Here is a 25,177-nt window from a genome sequence, read left to right as displayed (position 1 = left end):
CGTGCGGGTGCTCGTCGCCGGGGCATCCGGCTTCATCGGCACTGCGCTGGTCGACCGGCTCCGCGCCGAGGGTCACGAGGTCACCCGGCTGGTGCGCCGTCGCGCCGAATCGGCCGACGAGTCGAGCTGGTCGCCGGCGTCGGGCATCGTCGACTTCACCGTGATGGACCGCGTCGACGCGGTCGTCAACCTCTCGGGCGCATCGCTCGCGCGACTGCCGTGGACGAAGCGCTGGCGCGCCGAGATCCTGTCGTCGCGCATCGACGCCACCCGCACGCTGACCGATGCGATGCGCAAGGCCCGCACGCCGCCCGCGGTGTTCGTGAGCGCGTCCGCGGTCGGCTACTACGGCGACCGGCCGGGCGAACGGCTCACCGAGCATTCCCCGGCCGGCACCGGATTCCTCGCCGGCGTGGTCGAGCGGTGGGAGCGGGCCGCGCAGCTCGCGCCCGCCGAGACCCGCACCGTGCGGGTGCGCAGCGGCATCGTCGTGGGCGGCGGCGGGGCGATGCAGCGCATCGCGACGCTCACCGCGTTCGGACTGGGCGGTCGGCTCGGCACCGGCGGGCAGCACTGGCCCCGGATCTCGCTCGAGGATGAGACGCGGGCGATCGCGCACCTGCTCGACTCGTCGCTCGAGGGCCCGGTGAACCTGGTCGGTCCGACGCCGGCGACGGCGGATCGCGTGATCACGGCCATGGCCGATCGGATGCATCGCCCGCGCGCGGTGAACGTGCCCGAACGGCTGCTCGAGGCGACGCTGGGCGTCGCGGCCGACGAGTTGCTGCTGGCGAGCCAGAAGGTGCGCCCCGAACGGTTGCTCGCCGACGGGTTCGCGTTCGAGCACGCGACCGTCGAGGACGCGGTCGACGCGATGCTCAGCGCTCGGCGCGCTCGAGGCTGATCGCCCGCCGCACCGCGGTTCGGGCCCGTCGTCGGTCGCCCGCGGCGTCGTACGCGAGGCTGAGGCGCAGCCAGGCCCGCCAGGACTCGGGCTCGGCTTCGACGGCGGCGCGGAACCCGCCGAACGCGGCGTCCGCCGCGTCGCGCTCGGGCCGACCGCTCGCGCGCACCGGGACGCCCAGGTCGATCGGCCCCGATTCGGCCTCGAGCCGGCGGACGAGCTGCTGCGACCGAGCCCCGAAGTCGAGTTCGCGCCAGAGCGCCCAGACGCCGATGAGCGGCAGCGCGAGCAGCGCCACCCCGATGCCGATCGCCACGGGCTCGCCGGTGCCGATGAACTGCACCGCGCGCCATCCGACCAGTCCGAGGTAGACGACGAGCAGTGCCGCCATCACGTACGCTCCGATGCGCGTGCTCACGGCGCGTCGGCTCCGGGCATGGCGATGCCGAGCAGGGCGTCGAGTCCCACCACCACGCCTTCGGCGTCGGGTGCGCGGCGCAGGGCGAGCAGGATGCCCTGCTCGTACGCGGCCGGCGAGATCGTCGAGTGGGCGATCGTGAGCGTCTCGCCCTCGCCCCCGAGCACGACCCGCTGCTCGGCCGAGAGACCGGCCAGCCGCAGGCTGTGCACGGGGATGCCCGCCACGAGCTGGCCGCGGGCGCGCTGGTCGGCGTGCGGTGCCACGACCGGCAGGTCGCCGCGCGCGTCGGCGATCACCTCGGCGGTGCGCACCGCCGTGCCCGAGGGCGAGTCGACCTTGCCTGCGTGGTGCGCCTCGACGATCTCGATGGAGTCGAAGAACCGCGCGGCGTACGCGGCGAGCGCGGTGCCGAGCACGCTGCCGACCGAGAAGTTCGGCACGAACACGACGGCGCCGGGCGCCTCGAACTCGCGCCGGTAGGCCTGGATGCCGGTGATCCGGTCGGCCGACCAGCCCGAGGTGCCGACGACCACCGGGATGCCCTGTGCGACGGCGTGCCGGACGATGCCCTCGCTGGCGGCCGGGTGCGTGACGTCGAGGACGACGTCGGCGCCGTCGAGGTCGGTGAGCGCCGACCGCGAGTCGAGTCCGGCGTGGAGGTCGAGGTCGTCGGCCTCCTCCACCAGTCGGAGTGCCAGCCTGCCCATCCTGCCCGTGGCACCGGCCACGGCGACCCGAATCGTCACGCGTTCCAACCTACCCGCCGCACAGGGCGCGTATCGGCCGACGTTCCCGGCGGATGCGGCGATCACGCCCCGGCGGGCGTGTTCCTGGTCGTCGAGCAGACGGATGCCTCGGGCACGGCGACGCCCGCCGGGTGCGGCGGCGTCCGCCGCATCGAACCCGGTGCCGACGGTGCGGTGCGGTGCGCGGTGAAGCCCCTCTGGCTGCGGCCCGAGGCGCGAGGCAGCCGGCGACCTCTACCGGTCGAGCGGATACCCGCCGGTCGCCCCGTACGACGACAACCCCGACGCTGATCTCTGGTTACGAAAGCCGGTCGGCTGACTGCTCATCACCCGACCCCTCGAACTCGGCGACCGACTCCTCCCGCGCGACGGCGTCTTCGGCATCCCGGGCCGCCCGACTGGTCGAGGGCCCGGCGATCGCTGCCGCGAGCGCCGCGGAGACGAGGGCCAGGAATCCCCAGATCGGCACTCCGTCAGGGCCGAACCTCACCACGCCGACGCCGATCCAGAGCAGCGCCGCACCAGCGGCGGCGGATCCCGCGCCGATCAGCGCCAGAGATGGAACGGATCGATTCGGGTTCCTCGTCCCTACCCGAAGACCGAGGAGGTACCCGACGGAAGCGAAGACCGACGTCAGCACACCGAAGCCGGCGCCGACGATCGGCATGACGACGATCCTCGACTGAGCTCCGAGGATCAGACCGCGTAGCCCTCGGGCAATCCGGTGCGCAGCTCGGCCGGCAGGTGCGCGAGGTCGTTGCGGGTCACGAGGCTCCACGGCCGGCCACCTCGCGCACGAACCATCCGATCACGAAGTTGCGCGTGATCAGCAGATCACAGGATGACCGAGCGAGGGCCGGGCCGTCCGCGGGGCAGGCACTCGCCGCGGGATCCGCCACCCCCACGTCGTCGATCTCATCGTCGAGGTGACCCCGAGCTCAGTCGTCGGCGCGCGGCCAGGAACGCCCCGACCGGGTTTCGATGGTCCGGTTCAGGCGGCCGAGCAGGTCGGCGAACGCGGTGCGCTCGCCGTCCGTCCATTCGGCGGTGAGCGCGGCGAGGTTGGCCCGGCTCGCGGTGCGTTCCTCGTCGAGCGCTGCCCGCCCGGATCGCGTCAGCCGGAACTTTCGGGCGAGACCGCCGTCGGGGTCGGCGATGCGCTCGGCCCGTCCGTCGCGCACGATGGCACCGGTCTGACGGTTGAGCGTCGAGGTGTCGAGTCCGGTGATGGCGACGAGGTCGGGGATGCTGAGCGGGCCGGCCGCCTCGAGGAGGCTGAGCAGCGTATAGGCGCTCTGGTCGAGCACGCCGCCGCGACGCCGCGAGCGCCCGGGCATCGCCGACAGGTGGCGCGCGAACAGCATCGCCTCGAGTTCGATGGCATCGACCGCCTGATCCGTCACCGTTCCAGTATCGCACTCGGAGTGCATCATGCACAGTGTATGTATGATGCATAGGTGACCCTCGATGTGACCTCCGCCCACTCCGAGATCTCCTCCGAGACTTCCCCCGAGACCTCCCCCGACCCGATCCAGACCCGCACCGGCGCGATCGTCGCCGTCCTCGCCATCACGGGCATCGTCGTGTCGCTCGCGCAGACCCTCGTGGTGCCGATCATCCAGAACCTGCCCGCGATCTTCGACACGAGCGCCGCCGACGCGGGCTGGATCATCACCGTCACCCTGCTGGTCGGCGCGGTGGCGACGCCGGTGATCGGCCGGCTCGGCGACCTCTTCGGCAAGAAGCCGGTGCTGCTGATCGCGATCGTGCCGTTCATCGTCGGCTCGGCGATCTGCGCGCTCGCGGTCGACCTCGGCTGGATGATCGTCGGGCGCGGGCTCCAGGGCATCGCCACCGGCATGATCCCTCTCGGCATCTCGCTGCTGCACGACGCGCTGCCCAAGCAGAAGACGGGCGCCGCGATCGCCCTCATGAGCTCGAGCATGGGAATCGGCGGCGCCCTGGGCCTGCCGATCGCGGCGGCCGTCACCCAGTACGCCGACTGGCGGGCGCTGTTCTGGGCGACCGCCGTCGCTGCGGTGCTCGCGTTCGCCGCGATCTTCTTCGTGATCCCGAGCGGCCGATCGCAGACCCGGTCACGCGGCTTCGATTGGATCGGCACGCTCGGCCTCGCCGTCGGCCTCGTCGCGCTGCTGCTCGGCGTCTCGAAGGGCGGTGATTGGGGGTGGACCGGCGTGGCGACGATCACCGCGCTCGTCGTGGCCGTCGTCGTGCTCGGGCTCTGGGGCTGGTACGAACTGCGCCACCGGGCACCGCTCGTGGACCTGCGCACCACGGTCAGACCGGTGGTGCTGCTCACCAACCTCGCGTCGATCCTCGTCGGCTTCGCCATGTACGCGCTGAACCTGATCCTGCCGCAGGTGATGCAGTACCCCGTCGAGCTCGGCTACGGACTCGGTTTGCCGATGCTCGGCATGGGGCTGTGCATGGTCCCGATGGGACTCGCGATGGCGTCGGTCTCGAAGGTCGGCGCCGGCCTCTCGCACCGACACGGCCCGAAGGTCACGCTGGCGGTCGCCGGCATCGTCATCGCGATCGGCTACGGCTCGGCCGCGGTCGTGCTCGCCACGCTCGGCAACCGCCCGGCCGGGCCCGCCGATGCCGCTCAGATCGCCTGGACGATCGCGCTGCTGGTGCTCGGCGCCACCGTCGTCGGCTGCGGCATCGGCTTCGCGTTCGGGGCCATGCCGGCCCTCATCATGAGCTCCGTGCCGGCGAGCGAGAAGGCCGCGGCGAACGGATTCAACTCGCTCATGCGCTCGATCGGCACCACCGCCTCCGCGGCGGTGATCGGCGTGGTCCTCGCCGAACTGACCCAGCAGGTCGGCGGCCACGCCCTGCCGACCGTCGCGGGGTTCATCGTCTCGCTCGCGATCGGCGCCGCGGGCGCCATCGCCGCGTCGATCCTCGCCGCCGTCATCCCGGGCGACCCGGGCAAGGGCGAGCGATCGGGGCACTGAGCTAGGCCGGGCGCGGTAGCGTCGAGACGTGCCGAGCTTCCTCCCCGCCGCGACCGACGACCCCGTCGCCGCGCGGCTCCTCGACGACTACTTCGCCGCGCGGGCACGCGGCTTCACCACGCACGCCGACGGCTATCGGGTGAACCGGCCCGAGCCGGCGCGGTTCGTCCCGCCCGTCGGCGAGTTCCTGCTGGTGCACGACGACGCGGGCGAGGCGGTCGGATGCGGCGGCATCCGACGCATCGACGACGTCGACGGGCTCCGGACGTACGAGGTGAAGCACGTCTGGATCGACGAATCCGTTCGCGGCCGCGGATGGTCACGGCTGCTCATGGACGAACTCGAGCGGCGGGCGCGGTCGTTCGGCGCCCAGTACGCGGTACTCGACACGAACGAATCCCTCACCGCAGCACAGCACCTGTACCGCACGTCGGGGTACACCGAGATCGCCGCCTACAACGACAACCCGAACGCGACGCACTGGTTCGGCAAGCGCCTCGACTGAGCTCCGAGGGTCAGACCGCGTAGCCCTCGGGCAATCCGGTGCGCAGCTCGGCCGGCAGGTGCGCGAGGTCGTTGTGGGTCACGAGGCTCCACGGCCGGCCGGGCTTCTGGCTGAGCACCGTGAGCCCGCAGTTGGCCTGGTTGATCGACACCCACCGCCAGTCGGGGGCGCCCAGCACCTCGCGCACGAACCATCCGATCACGAAGTTGTGCGTGATCAGCAGCTCGTGCCGGTCCTCGCGGTGCGACCGCAGGAACTCGGCGACCGCATCGGTCATCTGCGCCTTGCCCGCCTCGAACTCGGCCTCGGTGAACGACTTGAAGAACGGGTCGTACGCCGACGGCGTCTCGGGGGCGGGCCCCGACGGCACGCAGTCGAACAGCAGCGACGAGGGTTCGGGCTCCAGCGCCGGCATCTTCGCCGCGATGATCTTCGCCGTCTCGGCCGCCCGCTGCAGGGGCGAGTGCCAGGCGGCATCGAAGGGGATGCCGCCGAGCCGTTCGGCGAGCAGCTCGGCCTGTCGTCGCCCGCGCGGAGAGAGGGGCCCGTCGGCCACGCCGTGCTCGGCATCGAGCTGCTCGCCGTGGCGGACGAGGTAGAGGTGGTGGGTCACGGTGTTCGGTTCCTTGTATCGCAGGGGAAGGATGCCGCTCAGGCGACATCGGTGCGCGGCGGGGCCTCGTCGACCACGCCGCGGAAGGCCGCCTCGTCGGTCGCGCCGACGGCGACCAGCGAGAACGGCCGCGACACCAGGTCGGCAGCGAGCGATCGCACATCGTCGACGGTGACGAGGGCGATGCGCCGCAGCGCTTCGTCGAGATCGGCGAACTCGCCGAGCGTCAGCTCGGCGCGGCCGAGCCGCGACATCCTGGTGTCGGAGTCTTCGAGGGCGAGCGCGCTCGCGCCGCCCAGTTGGCCGGCGGCGCGCGCGAGCTCGTCGTCGGTGACGCCGTCGGTCGCCACGCGCTCGAGCTCGGCGCGCATCAGCGCGGCGACCGTGGGCGCCTTGGCGGGCGCGCAGCCGGCGTACATGCCGAACAGCCCGGCGTCGGAGTATCCGGGCGCGAACGAATAGACCGCGTACGCGAGGCCGCGGCGTTCCCGCACCTCCTGGAAGAGCCGTGAGCTCATGCCCGAGCCGAAGACCGCGTTCAGCACGCTGAGGGTGGCGCGCCGGTCGTCGGTGGCCAGCAGGCCCGGGACGCCGAGCAGCAGGTTGACCTGCTCGTTCGGCCGTTCCACCACGGTGAGCCGGCCCGCGCCGTCGAGCAGTGCCGGGGCGTTCGGGCGGCGGTCGACGGGTGGGGCCGCCGTGTCGAGGTCCCACCCGCCGGCGGCGAGCGCGGTGCCGAGTGCGTCGACGACCCGGTCGTGGTCGACGGCACCGGCGACGGTGACGACGAGGTCGCGCGGGCGATAGTTGGCCCGGTAGTGCTGCCACACCGCATCGCGGGTGGCCGCGCGGATGGTGTCGGCGTCGCCGCCGATCGGCCGGCCGAGCGGATGCTCGCCGAGCACCGCTTCGAAGAAGCGTTCGTTCGCGACGTCCGCCGGGTCGTCGCCCGCCATCGAGAGCTCCTCGAGGATGACCCCGCGCTCGTTCTCGAACTCGACCGGGTCGAGCAGCGACGAGGTGAGCATGTCGGCGAGCACCTCGACCGCCATCGGCAGGTCTTTGTCTTGCACCTTGGCGTAGTAGCAGGTGTACTCCTTGGCGGTGAGCGCATTGTGCTCGCCGCCGACCGCGTCGAACGACACCGCGATGTCGAGCGCCGATCGGGTGCGGGTGCCCTTGAACAGCAGGTGCTCGAGGAAGTGCGTCGAACCGTACGTCGCCGGCAGCCCCGCCGACGCGGGGTGCTCGTCGCGCGACCCGACCGCGATCCAGAACCCGACCGTCGCGCTGCGGCTGCCCGGCACCCGCTCGCTGAGCACGCGCACCCCGGACGGCAGCACCGACCGGCGCACCAGCGACTCCCCCGCCGCCTCGAAGGTCAGCTCGGCCGCACCGAGAGGAAGGTCGACCGCGCTGTTCATCCCGCCCAGCCTACCCAACCGGGCGGCGGGCGGGCCGGGTGTTCACGCGGATGCGCGATCCAGCTCGACGATCTCGCTTCTCGCGAGCGGCAGCGAGGCGGCGGCCAGCAGCGCGCCGACCTGCTCGGGGCGGCTCACGCCGACGATCGGCGCGACCACGGTGGGGCGGGTGAGCAGCCACGCGAGCGCGACGGTGGCGGGCTCGCAGCCGTGCCGGAAGGCGATGTCGTCGAGCGCGGTGAGCACCCGGTGTCCGCGACGGCCCAGGTGCGCCGCGATGCGCGCACCGCGGGCGTCGCGCGGCGCCTCCGACCTGCGCCGCACGTTGCCGCCGAGGAATCCGTTCGCGAGCGCGAAGTAGGGCAGCACCGCGAGCCCCTGCGCGTGCGCGACGAGTTCGGTGGCGCCCTCGAATCCGCGGCGTCGCATGAGGCTGTACTCGGCGGTGAGCGCCTGCAGCCGGGGCAGGCCGTTCGCGGCGAGCACGCGCGCCTCGATGAGCCGGTCGGGCGGGAAGTCGGCCGCGCCGAGCGCGCGCACCTTGCCCGCGTCGATGAGGGCGCCGACCGCGCCGAGGCTCTCCTCCAGCGGGGTCGCCGGGTCGTCGCCGTGGAACATCAGCAGGTCGATGCGGTCGGTGCGCAGGCGCTCGAGCGAGGCGTCGACCGCGGCGACGATCGCCTCGGGCCGCAGCCCCGGGTGCTCGGCGCCGCGTCCCGCCTTGGTGGCGATGAGGACGCGGTCGCGCACGTGGCGCGAGGCCATCCAGCGGCCGATGATCGATTCGCTGCGTCCGGCGGCGTAGCTGTCGGCCGTGTCGATGAGGCTGCCGCCGCTGCCGACGAATCGGTCGAGCACCCGCTCGGAGTCGTCGGTGCCGAGGGTCCAGCCGAACAGGCTGCCGCCGAGGCCCAGCGGGTGCAGCTCGGAGCCGGTGTCGCCGAGGGCGACGGGGCTCGGCACCGTGATCGGGCCCGAGAGGAGGTTGGTCTCCACCGATCGGGTCGGCGCGGCGGAAGTCCTCGTTTCGGAGGACAGCGGCTCGGCCCGTTCGATCGGGGCCGCGCCTCGTTCGATGAACGTCGTCTCGATGACGGTCGCGGCCTGGACTCTCGAACCCAGGTGCCGTGCCACTTCGATCCTCCTCCCCAGGATTGACACCGAGCGTACGTGGACGCGTCGCGCCGGACCGGCAACGAAACGTGAACCGTTACCGAATCGTTGGCGGATCAGCGGATCAGCGGCCGCCGAGCCCGGCTCGTCGCACGATCGCCGTCGCCTGCCGCAGCACCGGCCCGTCGACCATGCCCCCGCGGAACGCGAACACGCCGGGCTCTGATCGGGCCGCATCCAGCACGTCGCGCGCCCACGCGAGCTGCTCGGCCGACGGCCGGTACGCCGTGCGCACCACGTCGACCTGCGACGGGTGCACGCAGGCGGTCGCGGCGAACCCCGACGCGGCCGCGTCCTCGGCCTCGGCGCGCAGCCCGTCGAGGTCGCCGAGGTCGAGGTGCACGGTGTCGATCGCGGCGGCGCCGTGCGCGGCCGCGGCGAGCAGGATCCGGATGCGGGCGTGCCGCGCGAGGTCGCGGTACCCGCCGTCGGGGAACCGGCTCGCGATGCCGCCGATCGAGGCGACCAGGTCCTCGGCACCCCACATCAGCGCCATCACCTCGGGCACGCTGGCGATCGCCTCGGCGGCGAGCACGCCGCGTGCGGTCTCGCACAGGGCGATGGGCTCGAGCCCGTCGAGCCCGACGAGGTCGGCGGTGCCCTCGCACTTGGCGAGCATGACCGTGCGGTACCGGGTCTGCGCGAGCGCCGCGAGGTCGGCCTCCCGGTGGGGGCCCGCGGCGGGGTTCAGGCGCACGATCACGCGTTCGGGGTCGAGCGGCGTCTCCACGAGCGCGCGCCGCGCGGCGTCCTTGCCGCCGTCGGCGACCGCGTCCTCGAGGTCGAGGATGACCGCGTCGGCCCGTTCGAGCGCCTTCGCGGAGCGGTCGGGCCGGTCGGCCGGGCAGAACAGCAGCGCCGGCCCGAACCGGAACTCGGGTCGGGTCATCCGCTCGCCTCGCCCGCCGCGTCCCCGCCGAGCGCATCCTCGCCCGCCTCGCCGCCGCCCGCCGCCGGCGCCCGCTCCCCCGCCTCGCGACCCCAGACCAGCATGGTGCGGCTCGCGGTGGCGACCTCGTCGCCGTGCTGGTTGCGCGCGACGTGCGCGAGCACGAGCACGCCCTGCCCGGGGCGCGATGCCGACCACCGCTTGGAGACCACGGTCGACTCGCCGTACAGCGTGTCGCCGACGAACACGGGGCGCGGGAACGCGACCTCGCCGAACCCGAGGTTCGCGACCAGGGTGCCGAGGGTGAGCTGGGCGACCGACTGCCCCACGAGGGTGGACAGGGTGAACAGCGAGTTCACGAGCGGCCGCCCGAACTCGGTGCGGGCCGACCATGCGGCGTCGAGGTGCAGCGGCTGCGGGTTCATCGTGAGCGTGGTGAACAGCACGTTATCGGCCTCGGTGACGGTGCGCCCGGGTCGGTGCAGGTAGCGCACCCCCTCTTCGAACTCGTCGAACCAGAGCCCGCGCTGCACGACTTCGCGCATGCCCGCCATCTCAGCCCGCCAGCCCGAGCTCGCGCGTGATGATCATCAGCTGCACCTCGGTGGTGCCCTCGCCGATCTCGAGGATCTTCGAGTCGCGGTAGTGCCGTGCGACGGCGTTCTCGTTCAGGAACCCGTAGCCGCCGAAGATCTGCGTCGCGTCGCGTGCGTTGTCCATCGCCGCCTCCCCTGCGACCATCTTCGCGATCGAGGCCTCGAGTTTGAAGGGCTTGCCGGCGTCGAGTTTGCGTGCGGCGTCGTGCCAGGCGAGGCGGGCCTGGTGCACCCGCGCCTGCATCTTCGCGATCGTGAACGCGATGTGCTGGTTCGAGCCGATGCTGCGGCCGAACACGACGCGCGAGGTCGCGTACCGCAGCGCCTCTTCGAGGCATCCCTGCGCGGCCCCGGTCGCGAGCGCCGCGAACGCGATGCGCCCTTCGTCGAGGGTGCGCAGGAAGTTCGCGTAGCCGCGGCCGCGTTCGCCGAGCAGGTTGGCGGCGGGCACGCGCACGTCGGTGAAGGTCAGCGGGTGCGTGTCGGAGGTGTGCCAGCCGACCTTGTCGTAGTCGGGTCCGACCTCGAAGCCCGGCGTGCCGTTGGGCACGATGATCGCCGAGAGCTCCTTCTTCACCGACCCGTCGGGGCGGGTCTGCTCGCCCGTGACCGCGACGATCGTGACGACCTTCGTGATCGGGGTGCCCGAGTTGGTGATGAACTGCTTCGAGCCGTTGATCACCCACTCGTCGCCGTCGAGTTCGGCGTGCGTCTTCGTCGCGCCGGCGTCGGACCCGGCGGAGGCCTCGGTCAGTCCGAACCCCGCGAGCGCCCGCCCCGCGACGAGGTCGGGCAGCAGTTCGGCGCGCTGCGCCTCGGTGCCGTTGCGGTAGATCGGCATGATGCCGAGCCCGACGCCCGCCTCGAGGGTGACGCCGATCGACTGGTCGACGCGGCCGAGCGCTTCGACGGCGAGGCAGAGCTGGAAGTAGCTCTTGCCCTGCCCGCCGACCTCCTCGGGGAACGGCAGGCCGAACAGCCCCAGCTCGCCCATCTGCGCGATGATCTCCATCGGCAGTCGGCGCTTCGTGTCGTACTCGTAGGCGGCGGGGGCGACGACGTCGTCGGCGAATTCGCGCACCCGGTCGGCGAGCCGCTGCTCGTCGGTGCTCAGGTCGTAGTCCACTCGGGGCTCCTCTCGTCGGGCGCCTGGTCGGCGGCCGGGTCGGGTTCGATGCGCGCGACCGATCGGTCGCGCGCGACCTGCTCGCCGTTCGTGACGGCGAGCCGGACCGTGCCGGCGAGCGGCGCGGTGAGGCGGTGCTCCATCTTCATCGCCTCGATCGCGAGCACCGGGTCGCCCGCGGCAACCCGGTCGCCGTCGGCGACGAACAGGGCGGTCACGGTGCCCGGCATGGGCGAGCGCAACTCGGGCTCGGCCGCGGCGGCCGCGGCGGGCGCACGGCGGGCCGCGAGGTCGCGGCCCACCTGCACGAGGCGGTCCACGACGCGGACGTCGAAGGGCAGCCCGTCCGCGTGCGCGTGGATCAGGCGGTCGGATGCCTCGGAGCCCGTCGAACCGGCACCGGATGCCTCGCAGCCGGCGTCGACCCACCGCAGGCGCGCGCCCGCGGCATCCGAGGCGCCCGCGGCATCCGAGGCGCCCTGCCCGACCGCGACCTCGCGCACGTCGCCGTCGTCGCAGACGAACACGACCCGGCGCGGCCGGGCCCCGCCGATGCGGAAGCCCGAGCGCTCGCGCCAGAGCCCGCTCGCCGCACCGGGCCCGACCGGATCCTCGACCGGGTCGTCTGCCGCGAGCTCGGCGGCGAGCACGGCGAGCACGGCCTCCGACGGCACCACCGGCTCGGGCGTCGGCAGCCGATCGATGAGCCCGGTGTCGGCGGTGCCCGCGCGCACCGCGGGGTCGGCCACGAGCGTCCGGAGGAACGGGATGCCGGTGTCGACGCCGAGGATGACGGTGTCGGCGAGCGCGCGGTCGAGGCGGTCGAGCGCTTCGTCGCGGTCGGCGCCGGTCGCGATGACTTTCGCGAGCATCGGGTCGTAGTCGGCGGTCACGACCGACCCGACCCCGATGCCCGAGTCGACGCGGACGCCCTCGCCCCGCGGCTCCTGGTAGGCGAGCACGGTGCCGGTCGCCGGCAGGAACCCGCGCGCGGGGCTCTCGGCGTAGACGCGCGCCTCGATCGCATGGCCCGTGAGCGCGACCTCCTGCTGGGCGAGGCCGAGCGGCCTCCCGGCCGCGATGCGCACCTGCTCGGCGACCAGGTCGATGCCGGTGACCTGCTCGGTGACCGGGTGCTCGACCTGGAGCCGCGTGTTCATCTCGATGAAGAAGAACGTGTCGGGCTCGTGCGCCGACACCAGGAACTCCACGGTGCCCGCGCCCAGATAGTCGACGCTGCGCGCCGCGTCGCAGGCTGCCCGGCCGATGCGTTCGCGGGTCGCGGCGTCGAGCAGCGGGGACGGCGCCTCCTCGATCACCTTCTGGTGCCGGCGCTGGAGCGAGCACTCGCGCTCGCCGAGGTGCACGACGGCGCCGTGCGCGTCGGCGAGCACCTGCACCTCGATGTGCCTCGGTTCGTCGATGAACCGTTCGACGAGCAGGGTGTCGTCGCCGAACGCGGCGCGGGCGAGCCGGCGGGCCGAGGCGATCGCGGCCGGCAGGTCGGCGGCGTCGCGCACCGCCTGCATGCCCTTGCCGCCGCCACCCGCGCTCGGCTTCACCAGCAGCGGCACGCCGATCGCCGCGGCCGCCGCGATCAGTTCGTCGTCGGTCATACCCGGTTCGCCCGCACCGGGCACGACCGGCACCCCCGAGGCGGCGACGTGCGCCTTCGCGGCGATCTTGTCGCCCATCACCTCGAGCGCTCGCACCCCGGGCCCGATGAAGACGATGCCGGCGTCGGCGCAGGCGCGAGCGAACGCGGCGTGCTCGCTGAGGAACCCGTACCCGGGGTGGATCGCCTGCGCGCCCGTCGCCAGGGCGGCGCCGATCACGGCATCGAGGTCGAGGTAGCTCTGCGCGGCGGGCGCGGGACCGAGGCGCACCGCCTCGTCGGCCGCGCGCACGTGCGGCGCGTCGGCGTCGGCGTCGCTGTGCACCGCGATCGCGCGGATGCCGAGCGATCGCAGCGTGCGGATGATGCGCACCGCGATCTCGCCGCGGTTGGCGACGAGCACGCGTTCGAACGGCGGCAGGTCGGAGGAAGCCATCGCCGTCACATCCGGAACAGGCCGAAGCCGGGCTCGGGCAGCGGGGGGCGCGCGACGACGTCGAGGGCGAGCCCGAGCACGGTGCGGGTGTCGAGCGGGTCGATGACCCCGTCGTCCCAGAGGCGGGCCGACGAGTAGTACGGCGACCCCTGTTCGTCGTACCGGGCGCGGATCGCCTCGGGGTCGGCGTCGCCCCGGCCGACCGACCCGAGCACCGAGGCGGCCTGCGCACCGCCCATCACCGAGATGCGGGCGTTCGGCCACATCCAGAGGAACCGCGGCGAGTACGCGCGCCCGCACATCGAGTAGTTGCCGGCGCCGAACGACCCGCCGATGACGACGGTGAGCTTCGGCACGCGCGTCGTCGCGACCGCGGTGACCATCTTCGCGCCGTGCTTGGCGATGCCGCCGGCCTCGGCGTCGCGGCCGACCATGAAGCCCGAGATGTTCTGCAGGAACACGAGCGGGATGCCCCGCTGATCGCACAGCTCGATGAAGTGCGCGCCCTTCATCGCCGATTCGCTGAACAGCACCCCGTTGTTCGCGACGATGCCGACGGGGTGACCGTGCAGGTGCGCGAAGCCGGTGACGAGCGTGTCGCCGTACTCGCGCTTGAACTCGTGGAACCGGCTGCCGTCGACGAGCCGCGCGATCACCTCGCGCACGTCGTACGGCTGCTGCACGTCGACGGGAACGATCGCGGGCAGGTCGGCCGGGTCGGCCACGGGCTCCTCGGATGCCTCGACCCGCCACGCGGGCTCCGCCGGCGCCGGCAGCGTCGCGACGATGTCGCGCATGATCGCGAGGGCGTGCGCGTCGTGGTCGGCGAGGTGGTCGACGACGCCCGAGACCCGCGCGTGCAGGTCCCCGCCGCCCAGCTCCTCGGGCGTCACGATCTCGCCGATCGCGGCCTTCACGAGCGGCGGCCCGCCGAGGAAGATGGTGCCCTGGTCGCGCACGATCACGGTCTCGTCGCTCATCGCGGGCACGTACGCGCCGCCGGCGGTGCACGAGCCCATCACGGCGGACAGCTGCGGGATGCGTCGGGCGCTCAGCCGGGCCTGGTTGAAGAAGATGCGGCCGAAGTGGTCGCGGTCGGGGAACACCTCGTCCTGACGCGGCAGGAACGCGCCGCCCGAGTCGACGAGGTAGATGCACGGCAACCGGTTCTCGAGCGCGACCTCCTGCGCCCGCAGGTGCTTCTTCACCGTGATCGGGAAGTAGGTGCCGCCCTTCACGGTGGCGTCGTTGGCGACCACCATGACGTGCCGGCCGTGCACGAGCCCGATGCCGGTGATGAGGCCGGCGCCGGCGGTGTCGTCGTCGCTCAGGCCGTCGCCGGCGAGGGGCGCGAGCTCGAGGAACGGGGTGCCCTGGTCGAGCAGCAGCTCGACCCGGTCGCGCGGCAGCAGTTTGCCTCGCTCGAGGTGGCGGGCTCTGGATGCCTCGGAGCCGCCCTGTGCGGCCCGTGCCAGTCGTGCGCGCAGGTCGGCGGCGAGTTCGCGGTTGACGGCCGCGTTGCGTTCGGCGCGCTGGCCGGCGGGCTCGATCGTGCTCGTCAGCTGCGGCATCCGGTCGTCCTCATCGACGGCGCGACCCGCGGCCGCGCGATTTCAGTGAGCGGTCACTCACTGAAATTCAGGTTAGCGACCATTCACCGAAGTGTCCAGCATCGCTACACTCGTGCCATGACCGACGCGACCCTGACCGACGCCGCGGCGCCCGACGCGACCCTGACCGAGCGCGGGCGCCGCAAGGCCGACCGGCGCCGCGCGCTCCTCGCCGCCGCCGCGACCCGCTTCGCCGAGCGCGGCTACGCGGGCGTCACGATCGAGGAGATCGGCCAGGCCGCCGGCGTCTCGGGCCCCGCCGTCTACCGGCACTTCCCGGGCAAGGCGGCCGTGCTCGCGGCGATCCTGCTCGACGCCAGCCGCAGCCTGCTCGACGGCGCCGAACGGGTCGCCGGCGAGGCATCCGACCCCGCGGGCGCGCTGCGCGCGCTCATCGCCCACCATGTCGACTTCGCGCTCGCCGAGGCCGACGTCATCGTCGTGCAGGATCGCGAACTCGCCCACCTCGACCCGGTCGCGCGCCACGAGGTGCGCGCGCTGCAGCGCCGGTACGTCGAGCACTGGGTCGCGACCCTCGGCGCGCTGCGCCCCGGCGAACCCGAGTCGGAACTGCGGGTGCGCGCGCACGCCGCGTTCGGGCTGATGAACTCGACCCCGCACAGCGCGCGCACACCCGGCCGGCGCCCGACCCGCGCGGTCGTGCGCGACCTGCTCGAACGCATGGCCTGGGCGTCGCTGCTCGCCTGAGCAGCCGGCCCGAGCCCGGCCGAGACCCGGCCGCCGCGCCGACCGCGCTCAGTACGCCGCGAGCTCCTCGATGCGCTCGGCGAGCCGCAGATCGCGCGGCGTCACGCCGCCCACATCGTGCGACCACAGCTCGAACGTGATGCGCCCGTACCCGAGCCGCACATCGGGGTGATGCTGCATGACCTCGGCGACCTCGGCCACCCGATCGAGCAGACGCACCGCACCGAGGAAATCCCCCGTCTCGTACGTCGCCACCAACCGGTGGCCGTCGTGCGTGAACGCCGTGCCGGTCAGCACGTCGCGTGTCGCCGCCTCGTCGAGCACCTGCCGATCGTCCATGCCCCCACCTTCCGATCGCGGGCACGCCGCCCCGCGTGCTCCCCTAGCTCATGGTGAGGGCTCGGCCGGGATCGCGCAAGATCGTCGCCACATCGACCAGGAACCGCGAGCCCTGTTCGCCATCGACGAGCCGGTGGTCGAACGACAGCGAGAGGGTCATCACCTCGCGCAGCGCGATCTCGCCGCGGAACTCCCACGGCTGGCGCCGCACCTGCCCGATCGCGAGGATCGCCGCCTCGCCGGGGTTCAGGATCGGCGTGCCCGCGTCGACGCCGAAGACACCGACGTTCGTGATCGAGATCGTGCCGCCCGTCATGTCGGCCGGCGATGTGCGCCCGGCTCGCGCGGTCTCGGCGAGCGCGGTGATCGCGTCGGCCAGCTCGGTGAGGGTCATGCGGTCGGCGCCCGTGATGTTCGGCACCACGAGCCCGCGCTCGGTGGCCGCGGCGATGCCGAGGTTCACGTGGGCGTACCGCACGATCTCGCGGGCGTCCTCGTCCCAGTGCGAGTTCACCTCGGGGGTGCGGCGTGCCGCGATGCAGACCGCTTTGGCGGCGAGCGCGAGCGGGGTGATGCGGTGGGCGGCGAACGCGCGATCCTCGCGCAGGCTGCGCACCAGGTCCATCGCCGCGGTCACGTCGACCGTGAGGAACTCGGTGACGTGCGGTGCGGTGAACGCGCTCTGCACCATCGCGGCCGCGGTGTGCTTTCGCACGCCCGCGATCGGGATGCGGGTCTCGGACGCGATGCGACCGGATGCCGCGGGCGCCTCGGCGGCCGCGGCCTCGACGTCGGCGCGCGTGATGAGCCCGCGTTCGCCGCTGCCGGCGACGCGCTCGAGGTCGACGCCGAGGTCGCGCGCGAGCTTGCGCACGGGCGGGGTCGAGCGCGGGCGTTCGGCGGTGCGGGTGCCGAGCCCGGCCGCCTCGCCGGCGGGGCTCGGCACGCGCGGTGCACCGCCGGATGGGACCGGTCCGGCGGCGACCCCCGCCCGCCGCGTGCGGCGTCGGGGGCCCGACTCGGCCGAGGCGCCGTAGCCGACGAGCGTCGGCTCGCGCGTCTCGGCCGGGGTCGCGGGGCCGCCCAGGACGCCGGGCTCGCCCGGCTCGCGGAGCGTCTCCGAGGCATCCGTGCCCGCAGCAGCCGCGCCCGAGACATCCGAGCCCGAGGCATCCGAGCCCGAGGCATCCGGCGCCTCCGGCGACCCGTCCGCGTCCTCGCCGGTGTCGCAGGAGAACAGCGGCGCCCCCACGTCGACGGTCTGACCGGGTTCGGCGTGCAGCGCGGTGATGACGCCGGCGAACGGCGACGGCAGTTCGACGACGGCCTTGGCGGTCTCGACGTCGGCGACGATCTGGTTGAGCTCGACGCGGTCGCCGACCGCGACGCGCCAGGCGACGACCTCGCTCTCGGTGAGGCCTTCGCCGAGGTCGGGCAGGGGGAATTCGCGGATCATGCTCACGCCTCCGCTCCGCTCAGCGAGTTGGGCCGGCCGAGGGCTCGGTCGACGCCGTCGAGGATCCGGTCGAGGTCGGGCAGGTGATGCTGCTCGAGCTTGGCCGGCGGATAGGGGATGTCGTGGCCGGTCACCCGAACCGGCGCGGCCTCGAGGTACTCGAAGCAGCTCTCGGCCACGCGGGCGACGAGTTCGGCGCCGACCCCGCCCTGCTCCCCCGCCTCGTGCGTCACGACGAGCCGGCCGGTGCGGCGCACGCTCTGCTCGACGGTGCGCAGATCCATCGGCGCGAGCGAGCGCAGATCGATCACCTCGATCGACACGCCGTCCTCGGCGGCCGCGGTCGCGGCGTCGCGGGCGGTCTGCACGAGCGCGCCGTAGGTGACGAGCGTCACGTCGTCGCCGGGCACGGCGACGGTGGCGAGCCCCATCGGCTTCTGGTCGGCCAGGCTGGCCTGCTCGTCGACCTCGCCCTTCACGTGGTACCGCCGCTTCGGCTCGAAGAACAGCACCGGGTCGTCGCTCGCGATCGCCTGCTGGATCATCACGAACGCGTCCTGCGGGTTCGAGCACACGACGACCCGCAGGCCGGCGGTGTGCGCGAAGTACGCCTCGGGCGACTCCGAGTGGTGCTCGGCCGCGCCGATGCCGCCGCCGAACGGCACCCGGATCGTGATCGGCATCTTCACGGTGCCGCGGCTGCGGAAGTGCAGTTTCGCGACCTGCGCGACGATCTGGTCGAAGCCGGGGTAGATGAACCCGTCGAACTGGATCTCGACGACCGGGCGGAACCCGCGGTAGGCCAGGCCCACCGCGGTGCCGATGATGCCGGCCTCCGACAGCGGCGTGTCGACGACGCGGTTCGCGCCGAACTCGGCCTTCAGCCCGTCGGTGATGCGGAACACGCCGCCCAGATCGCCGATGTCCTCGCCCATCAGGACGACGCGGTCGTCGGCGGCGAGCGCACGGCGCAGACCCGAGTTCAGGGCCTTGCCCAACGTCATGGTCGTCATCGCGCGGCCTCCTCGCCCTGCGTGCCGGCGCCGTCGTCGAACATCGCGAGGTAGCGCGCGTAACGCTCGCGCTGCCGCTCGAGGTGACTGTTCGGTTCGGCGTAGATGTGATCGAAGACGGTCATCGCCTCGGGCTGCGGGATGGCGCGGCAGGCCTCGCGCAGCTCGGTGGCGGCCGCATCGGCGGCGGCCTTCGCGTCGCGCTCGACGGCCTCGACGTCGGCGCCGAGCGCGCCGAGGTGCGCGAGCAGTCGGGTCAGCGGGTCGCGCTCGCGCCACGATTCGATCTCGTCGGTCGTGCGGTACCGGGTGGGGTCGTCGGCCGTGGTGTGCGGGCCCATGCGGTAGGTCACCGCCTCGATGAAGGTGGGGCCGTCGCCGCGGCGGGCACGGTCGAGCGCGCGCCGCGTGACCGCCATGACGGCGAGCAGGTCGTTGCCGTCGACCCGGATGCCGGGCATCCCGAAGCCGTCGGCCCGGCGGGCGAGCGGCTGGCGCGACTGCAGGCTGACGGGCTCGGAGATCGCCCAGTGGTTGTTCTGGCAGAAGAAGACGACCGGCGCCCGGAAGCTCGCGGCGAACACGAGCGCCTCGTTCACGTCGCCCTCGCTCGTCGCCCCGTCGCCGAAGTACGAGATCGCGGCGGCGTCGGCGCCGTCCCACGCGGCGCCCATCGCCCAGCCGGTCGCGTGCAGCGACTGCGCGCCGATGATGATCTGCGGCACGGCGAGGTTGTGCTCGGCGGGCACCCAACCGGATGCCGCGGCCCCGCGCCACTCGATGACCAGGCCGACCGGTGCGACGCCCCGCACCCAGGCGACGCCCATCTCGCGGTAGCTCGCGAACACGTAGTCGTCGTCGCGGAGCGCGCGGGCCGAGCCCACCTGCGCGGCCTCCTGGCCGGTCAGCGGCGGCCAGAGCCCCACCTCGCCCTGCCGCTGCAGTGCGACGCCCTGGGCGTCGAGCGCCCGCACGACGGCGAGATCCGTGTAGAGCTCGGTGAGCCGCGAGACGTCGAGGTCGGCGATCCACGGGTCGAGTTCGGCGTCGGGCCGGCGGGTGCCGTCGGGCTCGAGGAGCCGCGTGAGGTCGTGTTCGTCGTCGCGGGTCAGCAGCCCGGTACGCACAGGGTCGGTGGGGGTCATCATCGATCCTCCTGCTCGTCGGCCGCGCCTTGTGGGCGCCGTGCCGAGGCCGGCCTCGTCGCCGGTTGGTGCGAGCGTAAGCCGATCGATCAGTCAGCTCAAGCATTCGCGAACGGCTTGAGCATGTCGCACACCCGATGCGGATGATCCGGTGCTAGATTGCGCGGTATGCGCGAACTCGATCGGATCGACCGCGACCTCCTCGCCGCCCTCGCCGACGACCACCGCGCTACGGTCGTCGCCCTCGCCGACCGGCTCGGCCTCTCGCGCAACACGGTGCAGGCCCGGCTCGCGCGCCTCGAGGCATCCGGCGCCTTCCTGCCCTTCGACCGCAGCATCGACCCGGGCGCGCTCGGGTTCCCGCTCGAGGCCTTCGTCTCGGTGCACCTGCAGCAGAAGCAGCTCGGCACCGTCATCGAGCGCATCGCCGGGATCCCCGAGGTGGTGCAGGCGCACGGCCTCTCGGGCGCGGTCGACCTGCTGGTGCGGGTCGCCTGCCGCGACGTGCACGACCTGTTCCGCATCGACGGCGAGATCCTCGCGATCGAGGGCGTCGAGCGCACCGAGACGTCGCTCGCGATGGGCGAGCTCATCCCCTACCGGCTGGGGCCGCTGCTCGAGCGGTGACCCGCGGCCTCGACTCGCCGGTCAGAGCCACCCGTTCTGCTCGGCGATGCGCGCCGCGTCGGCGCGGTTGCGACCGCCCGTCTTGCCGATCGCGTTCGACAGGTGGTTGCGCACGGTGCCCTCCGACAGGTGCAGGATGCGCGCGATCTCGCCGTTCGACGCACCCGTGCGGGCCACCGACAGGACGTCGGTCTCGCGTTCGGTGAGCGGCGAGTCGCCCTGCGCGAGCGACTCGGCCGCGAGCCCCGGGTCGACCACCCGGAATCCGCCGTGCACGCGCCGCACCGCGTCGGCGAGCTGGGCGGCGGGCGTGTCCTTCACGACGAAGCCGGATGCCCCGGCCTGCATCGCCCGCTTCAGGTAGCCGGGGCGGCCGAACGTGGTCACGATGAGCACGCGGCATCCGGGCAGGTGATCGCGCAGCTGCGCCGCCGCCTGGATGCCGTCGATGCCCGGCATCTCGATGTCGAGCAGGGCGACGTCGGCACCCGCATCGCGGGCGGCGGCGAGCACCTCGTCGCCGCGGCCGACCTCGGCGACCACGTCGATGTCGGGTTCGAGGCCCAGCAGCGCCGAGAGCGCACCGCGCACGAGCGCCTGGTCGTCGGCGATCAGCAGCCGGATGCCCCGCTCCCCCGCCGCGCTCACCACGCCACCCTCAGGCTGAAGCCGCCCAGGTCGCTGCGGCCGACGCTGAGTCGGGCGCCGTCGGCCTCGGCCCGCTCGCGGAGCCCGCGCAGGCCGTTCGAAGCGCTCGCCGGGTCGAAGGCCGCGGCCGCGGAGTCCGTCGGACCCGAAGCGCCCGCCGATGGGCCGACGCCGTCGTCGGCGACCTCGATGCCGCGCGCATCCAGCCGCACCCGGCAGGTCTGCGCGTTGGCATGCCGGATCACGTTCGTCACGCCCTCGCGCACCACCCAGCCGGCGAGTTCGCGGTACTCGGCCGGCACCTGCTCGGTGGACACGGGCAGGTCGGCCCGGACGTCGGCAGCCTCGAGCGCGGTGCGCGCGCCCGCGAGCTCGCCGCTCACCGACACGCCGCGGAACCCGGCGACGGTGGCCCGCACGTCGGCGAGCGCCCCGCGGGCGAGCTCTTCGACCTCGCCGATCTCGCGGGTCGCGCGGTCGGCGTCGACGGTCACCAGGCGGCCGGCGAGCTCGGCCTTCACGGTGATCACGGTGAGCGAGTGGCCGAGGATGTCGTGGATGTCGCGGGCGACCCGGCCGCGCTCCTGCTCGACGGCCATCCGTTCGAGCTCGGCCTGTGCGGCGCGGAGCTGGTTCATCGAGGCGACGTTGCGGGCGAAGGCGGCCATCATGGCCGAGATCGAGACGGTGATCGCGGGCGCGAAGAAGATGTCCTGCACCGGCCCGTAGGCGAGGTACCCGGTGCCGACCGCGAGGGCGCCGAGCCCGAACACCAGCTTCCAGGTCAGGCGCCAGTCGAGGACGCACACGCCGATCAGTACGCCCACGTAGGTCCAGGTGCCGCCGATGCCCCACCCCACCCACGGCGTGAAGACGAAGGTGTACGCCCAGAGGCCCGCGACCACGAGCAGCCGACCCCGGGCGGGCAGCGCCCAGATGATGGGCGCGGCGACGAGGAACGCCAGGCCGTACACGGCGACGACCGCGATGCCGATCGCCTCGCTCGCCGGGCCGTTCGACGCCGCGACGACGTCTTCGACGAGCGTGGCGAGCCACAGCAGCGAGAATCCGGCGCCGACGTACCAGCTGATCGCGGCACGGGAACGCAGCGATGCTCGGATCGAGGACCGCCCGGTCGCGGCCATTGATGCCGGCAGGATCGGCCAGGTCGGCCCGCCGCGGATCACGGTCGTCTCGGTCATCGGATGTGCTCCAGTCACTCGCCTAACGATAGAGGCGGCGGATGCCCGGCCCGTCCGGGCCGGGCGTCCGCCGCGTCCGCCGCGTCCGCCGCGCCCGGTCGACCGGGCGCGGCGGTGCGATCAGGCGCGCTTGGTGTCGCGGCGGAACGCCCACACGGTGCCGGCCACGAAGATCGCGAGCCAGGCGATCGCACCGGCGAACCACAGCCAGTCGACGTCGGTGCCGGTGATCGGGGCGCGGGCGATCTGCCCGATGCCGTACACCGGGGTGAAGGCGGCGATCTGCTGCAGGACCGGGGCCATCGAATCGATCGGGTAGAAGAGGCCGCCGATGAAGCTCAGGAACACCACGACGAGGTTCGTCACCTGCGCCGTGTTCTCGCCGGGCACCAGGTAGCCGACGAGCAGACCGAGCGAGGTGAAGACCGCAGCCCCCAGGATCCACGCCGCGAGACCCGAGAGGATCCACTGCTCGGGCGAGAGCCGGATCCCGGTCGCCGCGCCGGCGATGAACGTCGCGACGATGGCGAGCAGGCCGAGCAGCATGCCCGCGATGACCTTGGTGGCCACCCCGGCGAGGGGGTTCAGCGGGGTGAGGCGGAGCTGGCGGGTCCAGCCCTGGGCGCGTTCGACCGAGACCGCGCTGCCCGCAGCGGTGGCCGAGATGATCGTGCCGTAGACGGCCATCGAGACCATGATGTAGGCCGCGACCGAGACGCCGCCGTCGGCGACGGGGGTCGCGCCGATCGCCTCGTCCCGGAGCGGGTAGCCGATCAGCAGGTACATCGCGACCGGGAAGACGACGGTGAACAGCAGCGTGCGGCGGTTGCGGAGCTTCCGCTTCAGCTCGATGCCGAGGAAGGTGAGGTTGAAGCCGCCGAACGGCGGCACCCGCCGGTCGAGGCTGACCCGGTCGGGCGCGGCGGCCCCGGTTGCGGCGGTGGCGGTGGCGGTGCGTGCGGTCATGGTCAGTGCCGTCCTTCCGAGGTGAGCGCGAGGAACGCGTTCTCGAGGTTCTGGCCGGTGATCTCGAGATCACGGGCGGGGGTGGTGGTGAGCAGTGCGCGGGCGAGCGTGTCGGAGTCCTGGGTGGTGATCGCGTACCGCTCGCCCTGCGCCTCGACGCGTTCGACGCCCGGCAGTCCGGCGAGCGCGACCTGGTCGGTGCCGGGGATGGTGACGTGCACGACGCGGCCCGCGGCCAGGTTGCGGATCTCGGCGGCGGTGCCGTCGGCGACGATACGGCCCTGGCGCAGCAGCACGATGCGGTCGGCGTAGGCGTCGGCCTCGTCGAGGTAGTGGGTCGCGAAGAGCACGGTTCGGCCGCGGGCCGCGTCGGCCCGGATGGCGCCCCAGAAGTCGCGCCGGCCCTCGACGTCCATGCCGGTGGTGGGCTCGTCGAGGATGAGCAGGCCGGGGTCGCTGAGCAGCGCCATCGCGAACCGCAGTCGCTGCTGCTGGCCGCCCGAGCACTTGCCCACCGGGCGGTCGCCGATCTCGCCGATGCCGGCGCGCTCGAGCACCTCGTCGACCGGCCGCGCGTCGGCGAACACGCTGGCGGTGAGCTCGACGGTCTCGCGCACGGTGAGGTCGCGCAGCAGGCCCCCGGTCTGGAGCACCGCCGAGACGAAGCCCTGCGCGATCGCCGCGCGCGGCGATCGGCCGAAGACGGTGACGCTGCCCGAGTCGGGCTTGGCGAGGCCCAGCAGCAGATCGATCGTGGTCGACTTGCCGGCGCCGTTCGGCCCGAGGAAGGCGACGATCTCGCCGGGGGCGATCTGCAGGTCGACGCCGCCGACGGCGGCGACCGAACCGAATCGCTTGGTGATGCCGCGGGCGTCGACCGCGAGCAGCGGGCTCGTGGGTGCGGCCGTCCGGCCGCCGGAAGCGAGGGGTGCGTTGTCCATGTCTCCATGGTGTCGAGGCGGCCGGCCCGGCTCCTCCGCCCCCCGTCACGACCTGCCCGTGACATCTGTCACGGCGGGGAGGCGAGACATCCGGATCGCCTTGCAAAGAAACCCTTGCAAACACTTCTTTGCAACAATATCTTTGCACCATGTCCGAGCACGCCGATGACGAGATCCAGGCCCAGCCCAGCAGCACGCGGCATCCCGGCGTCGACCACGTCCTGCCCATCGCGAGCCTGAAGTCCCTCGCGCACCCCCTGCGGGTGCGCATCTACGACGAGCTCTCGGCGTACGGGCCGCTCACCGCGAGCGGCCTCGGCGAGCGGCTCGGCGAGTCGAGCGGGTCGACGAGCTACCACCTCCGCCAGCTCGAGAAGGCCGGCCTCGTGCGCGAGGACACCACCCGCGGCAAGGGGCGCGAGCGCTGGTGGGAGCGCACGCCGGGTTCGGTCGCGATCCCCGACGCGCGGTCGCTGCCGCCCGGCAGCGCCGACCGACTCGCGGTGAAGCTGGTCGAAGACGAGTGGTTCCGCGCGCGCGAGCAGAACTTCCGCGAGTTCCTCACCGAGGGCGACCAGGTGTTCGACGACGAGTGGCTCGACATCGCCACGAGCGACACCGTGAACCTGCGCCTCACGGCCGCGCAGCTGGCCGCCCTCGTGGCCGACCTCGACGTCGTGATCATGAAGTACCACCACGCCTACAAGCGCACGCCCTCGCCGGGCGCGCGACCCGTGCAGCTCCACATCAACGCGTTCCCGCTGGTGCGCGGCACGCCGACCGGAGCATCCGAGACATCCGAGACATCCGAGACATCCGAGACATCCGAGACATCCGAGACATCCGAGGAGGAGTCGTCATGACCACCGTTCCCTTGAACCCCGGCTCCGGCGTCGTCGCCGGGTGGGCCGTCCGCAGCGGGCTGGGCCTCGCGACCTGGGGCATCCGCCGCGCGTCGCGCCGCACCGACCGCGACCGCCTGCTCGACCGCATCGAGGCGCGCGCGGTCGCCGAAGCGGCGCTCGCCGAACGCGATGCGCTGCTGCGCAGCGCCGCGCACACGGGCTTCTGAGCCCCAGGACGACGGATGCCC

General features: G+C 73.1%; 27 protein-coding genes and 1 pseudogene. 7 read left to right on the top strand and 21 right to left on the bottom strand.

Translation table 11 applies throughout. From position 1 onward, the window contains the following. Position 1 precedes the first annotated feature (1 nt). Positions 2 to 904 carry a TIGR01777 family oxidoreductase gene (locus MTO99_RS02820; RefSeq protein WP_243556786.1) on the top strand — a complete coding sequence of 301 codons (903 nt, stop codon included), beginning with the start codon at positions 2 to 4 and terminating at the stop codon, positions 902 to 904. On the opposite strand, the gene MTO99_RS02815 is transcribed toward MTO99_RS02820, so the two are convergent. From MTO99_RS02815 to MTO99_RS02795, 5 genes and pseudogenes are all read right to left on the bottom strand, one after another. Further along, complete coding sequence (locus tag MTO99_RS02815; RefSeq protein ID WP_243556784.1) at positions 879 to 1,322, bottom strand: hypothetical protein; 444 nt, start codon at positions 1,320 to 1,322, stop codon at positions 879 to 881. The two genes, MTO99_RS02820 and MTO99_RS02815, sit on opposite strands and share 26 nt — an antisense overlap. Then, complete coding sequence (gene dapB / locus MTO99_RS02810) at positions 1,319 to 2,071, bottom strand: 4-hydroxy-tetrahydrodipicolinate reductase (protein ID WP_243556782.1); 753 nt, start codon at positions 2,069 to 2,071, stop codon at positions 1,319 to 1,321. Before dapB ends, MTO99_RS02815 begins: the two co-directional genes overlap by 4 nt. A gap of 298 nt (positions 2,072 to 2,369) precedes the next feature. Next, on the bottom strand, positions 2,370 to 2,738 hold the full coding sequence (locus MTO99_RS02805) for a hypothetical protein (protein ID WP_243556780.1): 369 nt from the start codon (positions 2,736 to 2,738) through the stop codon (positions 2,370 to 2,372). A 29-nt stretch (positions 2,739 to 2,767) separates the two neighbouring features. Beyond that, positions 2,768 to 2,907 (bottom strand): annotated as a pseudogene (locus MTO99_RS02800) (histidine phosphatase family protein); the annotation flags it as partial. A 102-nt stretch (positions 2,908 to 3,009) separates the two neighbouring features. After that, entirely contained in the window at positions 3,010 to 3,474 is a 465-nt protein-coding gene (locus MTO99_RS02795; RefSeq protein ID WP_243556778.1) for a MarR family winged helix-turn-helix transcriptional regulator, read from the bottom strand. A gap of 54 nt (positions 3,475 to 3,528) precedes the next feature. Here MTO99_RS02795 and MTO99_RS02790 point away from each other — a divergent pair, with 54 nt between their 5' ends. Together MTO99_RS02790 and MTO99_RS02785 are read left to right on the top strand one after the other, a co-directional pair. Continuing rightward, a complete protein-coding gene (locus tag MTO99_RS02790) occupies positions 3,529 to 5,052 on the top strand; it encodes an MFS transporter (protein WP_243556776.1) in 1,524 nt (507 codons plus the stop codon). A 28-nt stretch (positions 5,053 to 5,080) separates the two neighbouring features. Beyond that, positions 5,081 to 5,557: a GNAT family N-acetyltransferase gene (locus MTO99_RS02785; RefSeq protein WP_243556775.1), complete on the top strand. Its 477-nt coding sequence runs from the start codon at positions 5,081 to 5,083 to the stop codon at positions 5,555 to 5,557. A 10-nt stretch (positions 5,558 to 5,567) separates the two neighbouring features. Here MTO99_RS02785 and MTO99_RS02780 read toward each other — a convergent pair whose 3' ends face one another. From MTO99_RS02780 to MTO99_RS02745, 8 genes are all read right to left on the bottom strand, one after another. Continuing rightward, entirely contained in the window at positions 5,568 to 6,170 is a 603-nt protein-coding gene (locus MTO99_RS02780; protein WP_243556773.1) for a histidine phosphatase family protein, read from the bottom strand. A gap of 38 nt (positions 6,171 to 6,208) precedes the next feature. Further along, a complete protein-coding gene (locus MTO99_RS02775; protein ID WP_243556771.1) occupies positions 6,209 to 7,594 on the bottom strand; it encodes a M16 family metallopeptidase in 1,386 nt (461 codons plus the stop codon). 42 nt (positions 7,595 to 7,636) lie between these two features. Then, positions 7,637 to 8,728, bottom strand: a complete 1,092-nt coding sequence (locus tag MTO99_RS02770; RefSeq protein WP_243556769.1) for an aldo/keto reductase — start codon at positions 8,726 to 8,728, stop codon at positions 7,637 to 7,639. 103 nt (positions 8,729 to 8,831) lie between these two features. Further along, on the bottom strand, positions 8,832 to 9,656 hold the full coding sequence (locus tag MTO99_RS02765) for an HpcH/HpaI aldolase/citrate lyase family protein (protein ID WP_243556768.1): 825 nt from the start codon (positions 9,654 to 9,656) through the stop codon (positions 8,832 to 8,834). Then, positions 9,653 to 10,201, bottom strand: a complete 549-nt coding sequence (locus tag MTO99_RS02760) for a MaoC family dehydratase (protein WP_354002505.1) — start codon at positions 10,199 to 10,201, stop codon at positions 9,653 to 9,655. Before MTO99_RS02760 ends, MTO99_RS02765 begins: the two co-directional genes overlap by 4 nt. Before the next feature lie 10 nt (positions 10,202 to 10,211). After that, positions 10,212 to 11,378, bottom strand: coding sequence for an acyl-CoA dehydrogenase family protein (locus MTO99_RS02755; RefSeq protein ID WP_243556764.1), 1,167 nt, complete (start codon positions 11,376 to 11,378; stop codon positions 10,212 to 10,214). After that, positions 11,363 to 13,429: an acetyl/propionyl/methylcrotonyl-CoA carboxylase subunit alpha gene (locus MTO99_RS02750; protein ID WP_290428396.1), complete on the bottom strand. Its 2,067-nt coding sequence runs from the start codon at positions 13,427 to 13,429 to the stop codon at positions 11,363 to 11,365. Before MTO99_RS02750 ends, MTO99_RS02755 begins: the two co-directional genes overlap by 16 nt. Positions 13,430 to 13,434: 5 nt before the next feature. Continuing rightward, positions 13,435 to 15,000, bottom strand: coding sequence for a carboxyl transferase domain-containing protein (locus MTO99_RS02745; protein ID WP_243556762.1), 1,566 nt, complete (start codon positions 14,998 to 15,000; stop codon positions 13,435 to 13,437). A gap of 117 nt (positions 15,001 to 15,117) precedes the next feature. Here MTO99_RS02745 and MTO99_RS02740 point away from each other — a divergent pair, with 117 nt between their 5' ends. Then, entirely contained in the window at positions 15,118 to 15,747 is a 630-nt protein-coding gene (locus MTO99_RS02740) for a TetR/AcrR family transcriptional regulator (RefSeq protein WP_243556759.1), read from the top strand. A 48-nt stretch (positions 15,748 to 15,795) separates the two neighbouring features. Here the strand turns inward: MTO99_RS02740 and MTO99_RS02735 are convergent, their stop codons facing one another. The 4 genes from MTO99_RS02735 to pdhA are packed head-to-tail and all read right to left on the bottom strand — an operon-like array spanning position 15,796 to position 19,700. Then, a complete protein-coding gene (locus MTO99_RS02735; protein ID WP_243556757.1) occupies positions 15,796 to 16,086 on the bottom strand; it encodes a 4a-hydroxytetrahydrobiopterin dehydratase in 291 nt (96 codons plus the stop codon). A gap of 43 nt (positions 16,087 to 16,129) precedes the next feature. Continuing rightward, positions 16,130 to 17,542, bottom strand: coding sequence for a dihydrolipoamide acetyltransferase family protein (locus tag MTO99_RS02730; protein ID WP_243558907.1), 1,413 nt, complete (start codon positions 17,540 to 17,542; stop codon positions 16,130 to 16,132). Between the two features lie 2 nt (positions 17,543 to 17,544). Further along, positions 17,545 to 18,555, bottom strand: coding sequence for an alpha-ketoacid dehydrogenase subunit beta (locus tag MTO99_RS02725; RefSeq protein ID WP_243556755.1), 1,011 nt, complete (start codon positions 18,553 to 18,555; stop codon positions 17,545 to 17,547). Beyond that, positions 18,552 to 19,700 (bottom strand): pyruvate dehydrogenase (acetyl-transferring) E1 component subunit alpha, encoded by a 1,149-nt coding sequence (gene pdhA, locus MTO99_RS02720; RefSeq protein WP_243556753.1) that lies wholly within the window; start codon positions 19,698 to 19,700, stop codon positions 18,552 to 18,554. The genes MTO99_RS02725 and pdhA overlap by 4 nt, the downstream gene beginning before the upstream one ends. Positions 19,701 to 19,868: 168 nt before the next feature. On the opposite strand from pdhA, the gene MTO99_RS02715 reads away from it, so the two are divergent. Then, entirely contained in the window at positions 19,869 to 20,327 is a 459-nt protein-coding gene (locus MTO99_RS02715) for an Lrp/AsnC family transcriptional regulator (RefSeq protein WP_243556751.1), read from the top strand. 21 nt (positions 20,328 to 20,348) lie between these two features. Here the strand turns inward: MTO99_RS02715 and MTO99_RS02710 are convergent, their stop codons facing one another. The 4 genes from MTO99_RS02710 to MTO99_RS02695 form a co-directional block, all read right to left on the bottom strand. Then, a complete protein-coding gene (locus MTO99_RS02710) occupies positions 20,349 to 20,975 on the bottom strand; it encodes a response regulator transcription factor (RefSeq protein WP_243556749.1) in 627 nt (208 codons plus the stop codon). Next, positions 20,972 to 22,177 carry a sensor histidine kinase gene (locus MTO99_RS02705; RefSeq protein WP_243556747.1) on the bottom strand — a complete coding sequence of 402 codons (1,206 nt, stop codon included), beginning with the start codon at positions 22,175 to 22,177 and terminating at the stop codon, positions 20,972 to 20,974. The genes MTO99_RS02710 and MTO99_RS02705 overlap by 4 nt, the downstream gene beginning before the upstream one ends. 120 nt (positions 22,178 to 22,297) lie before the next feature. Next, the gene (locus MTO99_RS02700; RefSeq protein WP_243556744.1) at positions 22,298 to 23,143 is read right to left on the bottom strand and encodes an ABC transporter permease; all 846 of its coding nucleotides are present in this window, start codon (positions 23,141 to 23,143) and stop codon (positions 22,298 to 22,300) included. A 2-nt stretch (positions 23,144 to 23,145) separates the two neighbouring features. Next, positions 23,146 to 24,084: an ABC transporter ATP-binding protein gene (locus tag MTO99_RS02695; RefSeq protein WP_243556742.1), complete on the bottom strand. Its 939-nt coding sequence runs from the start codon at positions 24,082 to 24,084 to the stop codon at positions 23,146 to 23,148. Positions 24,085 to 24,233: 149 nt separating this feature from the next. Here MTO99_RS02695 and MTO99_RS02690 point away from each other — a divergent pair, with 149 nt between their 5' ends. Together MTO99_RS02690 and MTO99_RS02685 are read left to right on the top strand one after the other, a co-directional pair. Beyond that, a complete protein-coding gene (locus MTO99_RS02690; RefSeq protein ID WP_243556740.1) occupies positions 24,234 to 24,947 on the top strand; it encodes an ArsR/SmtB family transcription factor in 714 nt (237 codons plus the stop codon). Further along, positions 24,944 to 25,156 (top strand): hypothetical protein, encoded by a 213-nt coding sequence (locus tag MTO99_RS02685; RefSeq protein ID WP_243556738.1) that lies wholly within the window; start codon positions 24,944 to 24,946, stop codon positions 25,154 to 25,156. The genes MTO99_RS02690 and MTO99_RS02685 overlap by 4 nt, the downstream gene beginning before the upstream one ends. Positions 25,157 to 25,177: the final 21 nt, after the last annotated feature.

The organism is Agromyces larvae (genome assembly GCF_022811705.1).
Classification (GTDB): domain Bacteria; phylum Actinomycetota; class Actinomycetes; order Actinomycetales; family Microbacteriaceae; genus Agromyces; species Agromyces larvae.
The sequence above is the reverse complement of the archived record's forward strand: the minus strand, read 5'-3'. Positions and strand labels throughout refer to the sequence as shown.